Source organism: Phaeobacter sp. 11ANDIMAR09, from assembly GCF_001294455.1.
Lineage (GTDB): Bacteria > Pseudomonadota > Alphaproteobacteria > Rhodobacterales > Rhodobacteraceae > Pseudophaeobacter.
This window is the reverse complement of record NZ_LIKT01000054.1, coordinates 1-8401: the sequence shown is the minus strand read 5'-3', so window position 1 is coordinate 8401 and position 8401 is coordinate 1. Positions and strand designations below refer to the sequence as shown.

Below are 8401 nucleotides of genomic sequence, written 5' to 3'. Positions count from 1 at the left end.
CCCGCAGAAGTCCCCCCGCCTCAGGCGCTTGCGGCGGGGCAGGAACCCAGCCCGGTTGTTGTGACCGCAGGCGAGCCATCCAAAGAGCCCGCACTGAACAAACGAGAACTGATTGACGCGGCGGTGCTGCGCTCTGGGGTGAAGAAAAAAGACGCCAAACCCGTTGTCGAGGCGCTTTTGGCGATCCTGGGTGAAACCGTGGCCTCTGGCCGGGATCTCAATCTCAAACCCTTTGGCAAATTGCATCTGAACCGGAGCGAAGAGCGCAGCAACGGCACCGTGCATGTCTGCAGGCTTCGCCAGCCTTTGCCCCATGGGAATGGCGCGCAAAAAAGTGCAGAAGAGGTGGAGGTTTCTTCCCCAGAACCTCTTGCACAGGCCGGATCCTAACGGTAGTACCCGGCTCAGAGGGTGATTAGCTCAGTGGTAGAGCGCTTCGTTCACATCGAAGATGTCAGGAGTTCAAATCTCTTATCACCCACCATTTTTTTCCACTAACTATCAATGGTTTAAGCGAGATCCGGCGGTCGATTTAGTTCGGGCCGAAACCCTGCTGGCCCAAACCGGCGTCAATACAGGCGGAGCCGCAGCAGGGTTCGATCAAAGGCGGGCTTCAAGTGCTCCCTATGATGTTTCAGTCTTTATCCGTCCGCATAGCGTGATTATTTTCTCTAAGCGATTCATGATCCGCTCCTGAAACGCGCCAAGCTGGTCGATGATTTCTGACAGTGTTTCCCCGGATTCGGGAAGGCGCGCGCTTTCGATTTTGCACAGGACGCGCGTTGAGCTGAGCCCAAGGATGTGCCTTTGCATGGTTTGGCAAGCCGTGATGATCCGCGAGGCCTCATAGTGCACCTCTTGCAGACCGACATTCGACAGAACTATTTGTTTGTTTGACAGATCCGAGAGAAGTTCGAGCTCTGCGCCGATGCCAGTTTCCAAACCTGTTTGGCCTTCAGTTTTGAATTGCTGTTCACATTCCACCAGAACCTTCACCATTCCCTGGACAAAGCCGCTGGTGTTGACCAACTCCTTCAGCTTTGAAAAGTTGCTATCTGGGCCGATGACGTTGGCTTCAAACCACTCGGACATGTTGCGCGACATCGAACCATAGTTCTGAGACAACACCGTCACCGGCCCGCCTGCAGGCTCTATCCTGGAGGCAATCACACGTAGATTGTGCGGGATCGTGCGCATGGCGGAAAAGTCACTGACCAGCCCCTGGGTTTCGCTGGTGAGCGCGGTGGCGTCCTCAAAGGCGCCTTTTAGATTGGTGCTGATCTCTTTGCTCTCGCGCCCCAGACTTGCCTCCCGCTGGCTCAACTCCTCTTGCAGCGCGACGGTCGCAAAGTGATCGTATCCATCAAACCCCTGTTCAGTGACCCAGGCTAGTAACAAGGCGCGACTGTCTTCCGGAGTTAGCGCCTCAGCGCATTCGGCGCTGAGCAGCTGAGAGTAGGCCTGTTTCACTTTTTCAAACAGCTCGCTTGTCGGCTTGATACGCACAGATACAAATCCGCCTTCGCAGGGGATGACAACTGCATAGACCCAATAGGACAACCCGTCTTTTGATTGGTTCTTCACGTAGGCGCCAATGTGGTGGCCGCGCTGAATGGTGTCCCAGAACAGTTGGAACACCCCTTTGGGCATGTCGGGATGGCGAACAATCTTATGGGGGGCCCCAATCAGCTCCTGCCAGGAGAAATGCGAAACCCGGCGAAAGACCTCGTTGCCGGATTGGAGGATGCCGCGTTCATTGGTCCTGGAAAAGAAAATTTCTTCCAGACCAAAAGGAGCTTCACCGCTGGTCGGTCTCTTGACCAGGTTTCGATCATATTGCGTCATTAGGAATCCCGCTGCGTTGACTGAAGTGAAATAAGGGGCTGAAATGATTGAGTTTGTGGGATCTTGATCCCTGGAGACTGACAGAAGGTTAACGGATGCGAATTATCGCATAGGTTGCCATTTGGGGGCAGAATCCGGGATTTTTAGATCGATTTGAAACCCAATGCCCGCCTCGGTTGATCCTTCTTTTTGCGAATCGCAACCGCTTCGGGATCTGAGCCGGTTAGGGGCCAGTGCGGCGGCAAGTTGCCGAATTCGCCCCAACACAGATCAGCCTGTTTATGTGCATTTCAAATGGATGTTTTTGGGCGGAAAGACATGAGATCGTGTTCTGAAACTTTGGCTTATCATTGCTTTCGACATCTGAGAGTGCGGGCAGGGGGCTGCTCGGGTCGGGCCTGCGTTTTGTGGTGCCGCACTCTCCGTGTTCTGCAAAAGCACCGCAAGGAGTGGAAAGCGGCAGAGGCGAAAGTATCGTGTGATCAGATTGTTGACAGTTTCTATGCTATAGGTGCTCATATCTTTTGAACTGGGGCACGCCCTGCCAGCCTGGAGATGTGATGTTTGCCTTTTTCCTGCAAAGCCTGATTTCTCTGTCTTTGGCGGGAGTGTTGGTTTTTGTGACCCTGGCCTCTGAGACCCTGCGAGGGCAACAGCAAAAGCAAAAGGCGCTGATTGGGCTGTTTATCGGGGTGACAGTGATTTCTCTCAGCATGACTTCGGTGACTGTCGGGCCTGAGAAGACCGTGATGAACGCCATGTCTGGGCCGCTTTTGTTTGCGGGCTATCTGGGTGGCCCCATTGGTGCCGTTTTTGCCGGGCTTTGCGCGATCCTGTACCGGATCGCAGTGGGTGACCCAATGCCTGCCCTAGGTCTCTATATGGTTCTGGCTATTCCGGCTCTGGGTCTGGCGGCAAGCTATCTGAAGACGCGTCATCCCTGGCCGAAGATTTCACGCCGGGCCATGACCGTGATGTTGATTGGCTATGCGGCTGTGTTTGTTGTGCCCATTTTGTACATGACCTATTTCGCGACTTCCCCCTTGCCACCTGTCGAGGTAGCCAAGATTGTTCTGGTTTTTGGTTTTACCGGTTCTCTGTCCATTCTGGTGACTTGGAAGATCTTGAAATTCGCCATCAGGTTGGCGGAAAAAATAAGCACTTCCAATGAACTGGCGAAGAACCTCGATCTGGCCATGCAGATGTCAGGTATGGGGCGGTTTCGGCGAAACAAGGGAGATCCCCGGCCCTTTTTTGATGCGGGGATGATGCAGATTTACGGGTTGGATGCTTCCGCCTATTCAGAACAGGAGCGGCAACAGGGGCTGGTTCCGATCAAGGATTGGGAGTCGCTGGTCTTTCCCGCGGATTTCCCGGCGATCAAGGCGGAAGCCGAACGGGTCTGGAGCGGCAAGCAACTGGTTGGCAGGGGAGAGTTCCGCATCCGCAGACCCGATGGAGCATTGCGGACCATTCGTGCGGTCTGGAGCTCGAATTCCAAAAACGGCGGCATACCTACCAGCGTGTCGGGAATGCATCTGGATCTCACCGATACACGCGAGGCGGAAAAGCAATATCGGGCCACTCAGGGGCGTCTGGCGATGATCGCCGATGAGTTGCCGGGTATTGTTCTGGAAATTGACCTGACGGATGAGGTGGACCGAAAGCTTCTCTACATCAGCCCAAAATGTTCGGAGATTTGGGGCGTTACGGATCAGGAATTCTATGAAAACCCAGGATTGCTGTCTAAGATGCATGATCCTGCGGACATCGCCAGCTTTATGGAGCTGATCAATCAAGGCCGGAGGACGGGTGCTCCTTTTGCACATCGCTACAAGATCACGGCGCGGGATGGGACAATCCGCTGGCTGGACTTCCACGGCAGTTTTGCCATCGAAGAGGATGGTCAGACGTTGCTGCGGGCGGTGCAGTTGGATGCAACGCATCAGGTCGAAATCCAAAGACAGATGCAGCAGGAGCGCGAGATTGCGCGCCGGGCGCAGAAGTTTGAAAGCATTGGCCAATTGACCGGCGGTGTGGCGCATGACTTCAACAACCTGCTGGCGGTGATCCTTGGCAATCTGGAGCTACTGCGGGACGGGGAAGAGCCGGAGAAACATGCTCAGATGATCGACGCGGCCATTGCCGCATCTCTGCGCGGCGCAGATCTGACCAAGAATATGCTTTCCTTTGCCCGTCAGGCGCCACTCACTCCGGTGCGTTTGGATCTCAACGATGTGGTGCGTGAGGCAAAGAACTGGATGGGCCGGGCCCTGCCGGAAAGCGTCAGGGTTGAGACCTCGCTCCTGGCCGGGCTCTGGGCAATTGATGCGGACCGCTCCTCGTTGGAAAGCGCGCTGCTGAACCTGACGCTGAATGCGCGCGACGCGATGGGGGGCAGAGGCAACCTGACCATCGAGACGGCAAATGTGCGGATAGATGAGGAATATATCGAGACACGGCACGAAGAGCTGACGCCGGGGCGCTATGTGATGCTGGCGGTCAGCGACACGGGTGGCGGCGTGGCCGAAGAAATTCTGCCGTCGATATTTGAGCCCTTCTTTACCACCAAACCGCCGGGGGTCGGCTCAGGCCTTGGCCTGTCGATGACGCTGGGCTTTATGCGCCAGTCCGGGGGAACGGTGCAGGTCTATTCCGAAGTCGGCGAAGGCACCACCTTCAAACTCTATTTTCCGGCGGCGGCACTACAATCCGATCCGGTTGCAAAATCGCCTCCAGTCTTGGCAGGAAATGAAGTGGCAGGGCGTAGGCTTCTGCTGGCCGAAGACGAAGAGGGCGTGCGCAATACGCTGGTCACAATTCTGGAACGGGCCGGCTATCAGGTCACTGCCACGGGGTCGGGCGATGAGGCCTTTGCCACCTTTGTGAGTGATCCGACCTTTGATCTATTGCTGACCGATATCGTGATGCCGGGGCAGCTGCAGGGGACCACCCTGGCCAAGGAGCTGCGTCAGCGCTGGCCCGACCTGCCGGTTATCTTCATGTCAGGCTACGCCAGCGAGGCAACCGTGCATGGCAATGGGCTGCGCCCCGAAGACATCCGCCTAATGAAGCCCGTTCAGCGCGCCGATTTGCTGGCCGCCCTGGCCAAGGGGAGCCAGCAGGTCAAAAGGCTCTGAGCGCCCTCTCAGCGCAGTCAGTGGTGCCCGCCTTTGGCCCAGGGGGCCGCGCGCATCCCATCGCGACATGATCCGCAAAACAACAAGGGGCGCAATGCAGTGCATTGCGCCCCTTCTGTCATCTAGGTGGCTGTGCAGCCCTTAGAAATGTGCTGATTTTGTTGTCGTCGGAATGGCCAGCGGCGGCGCGAACTTGGTCAGGTCGATGCCTTCTACTGCGGCCTTGTATTCTTCCATCGTTGGGGTGCGGCCCAGAATGGCGGAGAGCACAACAACCGGGGTCGAGGCCAGCAGGGATTCACCCTTCTTATCGGCAGTGTCACCCACAACGCGGCCCTGGAACAGGCGGGTCGAGGTCGCCAGAACGGTATCCCCCTTGGCAGCCTTTTCCTGGTTCCCCATGCAGAGGTTACAGCCGGGGCGTTCGAGATAGAGAATGTTCTCATACTCGGTGCGGGCCTGGGTTTTGGGGAACAGATCGTCAAAGGTGAAGCCGGAATAGCGCTCCAGGATCTCCCAGTCGCCTTCTTCCTTCAGCTCGTCGATGATGTTGTAGGTTGGCGCCGCCACCACAAGAGGGGCTTTGAACTCAACCTTGCCCAATGCCTTTTCAAGGTTTTTGAGCATCTGCGCCACGATCTTCATGTCGCCCTTGTGCACCATGCAGGAGCCAACAAAGCCCAAATCGACGTGCTTGTCGCCGCCATAGTAGGTGATGGGGCGGATGGTGTCGTGGGTATAGCGCTTGGAGACATCGTCGTTGTTGACATCCGGGTCCGCGATCATCGGTTCATCAATGGCGCCCAGATCGACGACAACCTCGGCAAAATACTTGGCGTTGTCGTCTGGGGTCAGGGCTGGGTTCGCGCCCGACTTGATGTCGGCAATGCGGGCATCCGCCTTATCGACCAGGCCCTGCAAGAGCTTGGCTGCATTGTCCATGCCCTTGTCGATCATGATCTGGATGCGGCCCTTGGCCAGCTCCAGCGAACCGATCAGGGTCTCGTCATTAGAGATACAGATCGAGGCCTTGGCCTTCATCTCGGCGGTCCAGTCGGTGAAGGTAAAGGCCTGGTCTGCCAACAGGGTGCCGATGTGGACTTCGATGATACGCCCTTGGAAGACGTTCTCGTCATGCTGATCCAGCATCTGCGCCTGGGTGGCATGGACCACATCGCGGAAATCGAGGTGCTGGGCCATTTCACCCTTGAAGGTCACCTTGACCGATTCAGGGATCGGCATGGAGGCTTCGCCGGTGGCCAGCGCCAGGGCAACGGTGCCGGAGTCGGCGCCAAAGGCCACGCCTTTGGACATGCGGGTGTGGCTGTCGCCGCCGATGATGACGTCCCAGTCATCCACGGTGATGTCATTCAGTACCTTGTGGATCACGTCAGTCATTGCGTGATACTGGTCCTTGGGATCCCGTGCAGTGATCAGGCCGAAATCATTCATGAACTTCATCAGCTTGGGGATATTGGCCTGGGCCTTTTTGTCCCACACGGATGCGGTGTGACAGCCGGACTGATAGCCAACGTCCACGGAGGGCGAAATCACGGTCGCCGCCATGGCTTCCAATTCCTGCGCCGTCATCGGGCCAGTTGTGTCTTGCGAGCCAACTACGTTGACCTTGACGCGTACGTCGGACCCGGCATGCAGGGTGGCGCCAGGGGTGGTGCCCAGGGCATTGCGGTTGAAGATCTTTTCAACGGCGGTCAGACCCTGGCCCTCGGCGGTGATTTCCTTAGAGGGGGCATAGGCCGATTTCAGCTCCTGTCCCAGGGCTTCGGCGGCAAATGTCTGCAGCTTTTTGCCAAAGACCACGGCGTAGGAGCCGCCTGCCTTCATGAATTCAATTTTCTGCGGAGTGAAGGCGGCGGCGACGCTTTTCAGCTCTTTGCCAGTCGCATCATGCAGCGTCTTGGTTTTGGAATTGATGGTCAGCACGGTGCCAGTGGCGACCGAATAGGCCTCTTCCAGAACCGCTTCGCCCTCTTCGTCCTCAACCACATTGCCGTCGGCGTCCAGCTTCTTGACCCAGTTGTCCAGATCAATGCCGATGCCGCCGGTCACGCCTACGGTAGTCAGGAAGATCGGCGAAATGCCGTTGGTGCCGGCCACGACTGGCGCGATGTTGATGAAGGGCACATAGGGAGAGGCCTTTTTACCAGTCCAGAGCGCCACGTTGTTCACACCGGACATCCGGCTGGAGCCAACACCCATGGTGCCTTTTTCGGCAATCAGCATCACGCGTGCGTCGGGGTGCTGTTTTTGCAGCTCCTGGATTTCGGCCTGGGCTTCTGGGGTCATCATGCATTTGCCATGCAATTCGCGGTCAGCGCGGGAGTGCGCTTCTGCACCAGGGCTCAGCAGGTCGGTGGAGATATCGCCGACGCCGGCGATATAGGTCACAACCTTGATTTCTTCTTCCACCTCGGGAAGCTTGGTGAAGAATTCAGCCTGTGCATAGCTTTCCAGAATGTCCTTGGCTACGGCATTGCCTGCAGCCAGGGCAGCGGCCAGACGGTCGGTGTCTGCCTCATAAAGGAAAACCTGGGTTTTCAGAACTTCGGCCGCCTGACCGGCGATGGCTGCATCGTCACCCAATGCCAGATCCAGCAGAACCTCGACCGAAGGGCCGCCCTTCATGTGAGACAGCAGTTCAAAGGCAAAGGTCGGGGTGATTTCCGCAACCTCTTCCTGACCCAGGATGATCTCTTTCAGGAACTTCGCTTTCACACCCGCAGCGCTGGTGGTGCCGGGCAGGGTGTTATAGATGAAGAAGTCGAGCGAGGCCTCGCGGTGTGCGTTGCCTACATCCTTGATCTGAGCAATCAGCTCTGCAACCAGGTCAGCCCCGTCGATGGGCTTGGGGTGCAGGCCTTGCTCTTTGCGCGTTTCAATCTCTGCTAGGTAGTCAGTGTACAAGGTCATGGTTTTCCCGCCGATATAGTGTTGCACATGAGCTTGAACGACGGGTGTCAGAAAAGGTCTGGCGAGTCGGAACAAGCTGGTTGTATGCGATGGTATACTTGTTGGGGCTGATATGCAATATGCCCACCATTGAGTTTGCTGTTTTGACTGTTCACTTTTGTGAATGTCTTACGGCCTGCGCCGCGACACTTCAGCTGTCGCGGCGCAGGCTAGCGCCTGAAAGTTACCGTTGGACTAAACACGGTTTGACGGTGCTGGCAATACGGGCCTAGTGCAACCGGCTGCGGCACTTTTGTATCAGATCTTAGCAGCTGTGGGCGTCGATTTGCTGGTTTTTTTGGCGATCCGTCAGGCCCCAGGCCTGAGTATGGAATTCTGCCAAAGGACGCGACTGGTTTCAAATTGAGGCTTTTGCCTCTTTAGGCCTCCACTCCCTTGGCCCAACTTGGAGAGAGGCGGGGGGGGGGGGGGGCCAAAGGGCGGGC

At 56.8% G+C, this 8401-nt stretch carries 4 protein-coding genes and 1 tRNA gene; 3 read left to right on the top strand and 2 right to left on the bottom strand.

The window, feature by feature from the left end:
- A partial coding sequence (locus AN476_RS21625; protein WP_253279967.1) for an HU family DNA-binding protein occupies positions 1–390 on the top strand: 390 nt, incomplete at its 5' end.
- A 19-nt stretch (positions 391–409) separates the two neighbouring features.
- Positions 410–484: transfer RNA gene (locus AN476_RS21620), tRNA-Val, on the top strand.
- 140 nt (positions 485–624) lie between these two features.
- Here the strand turns inward: AN476_RS21620 and AN476_RS21615 are convergent.
- The gene (locus AN476_RS21615) at positions 625–1845 is read right to left on the bottom strand and encodes a PAS domain-containing protein (protein WP_054463840.1); all 1221 of its coding nucleotides are present in this window, start codon (positions 1843–1845) and stop codon (positions 625–627) included.
- A 560-nt stretch (positions 1846–2405) separates the two neighbouring features.
- On the opposite strand from AN476_RS21615, the gene AN476_RS21610 reads away from it, so the two are divergent.
- A complete protein-coding gene (locus AN476_RS21610; protein ID WP_054463839.1) occupies positions 2406–4985 on the top strand; it encodes a PAS domain-containing protein in 2580 nt (859 codons plus the stop codon).
- 141 nt (positions 4986–5126) lie between these two features.
- Here AN476_RS21610 and AN476_RS21605 read toward each other — a convergent pair whose 3' ends face one another.
- Complete coding sequence (locus AN476_RS21605) at positions 5127–7916, bottom strand: bifunctional aconitate hydratase 2/2-methylisocitrate dehydratase (RefSeq protein ID WP_054463838.1); 2790 nt, start codon at positions 7914–7916, stop codon at positions 5127–5129.
- Positions 7917–8401 lie beyond the last annotated feature (485 nt).

Excerpts from the sequence above, each read along its gene's own strand:
- AN476_RS21615 (WP_054463840.1), bottom strand. The coding sequence starts at position 1,845 with ATGACGCAATATGATCGAAACCTGGTCAAGAGACCGACCAGCGGTGAA.
- AN476_RS21605 (WP_054463838.1), bottom strand. The coding sequence starts at position 7,916 with ATGACCTTGTACACTGACTACCTAGCAGAGATTGAAACGCGCAAAGAG.
- AN476_RS21610 (WP_054463839.1), top strand. The coding sequence starts at position 2,406 with ATGTTTGCCTTTTTCCTGCAAAGCCTGATTTCTCTGTCTTTGGCGGGA.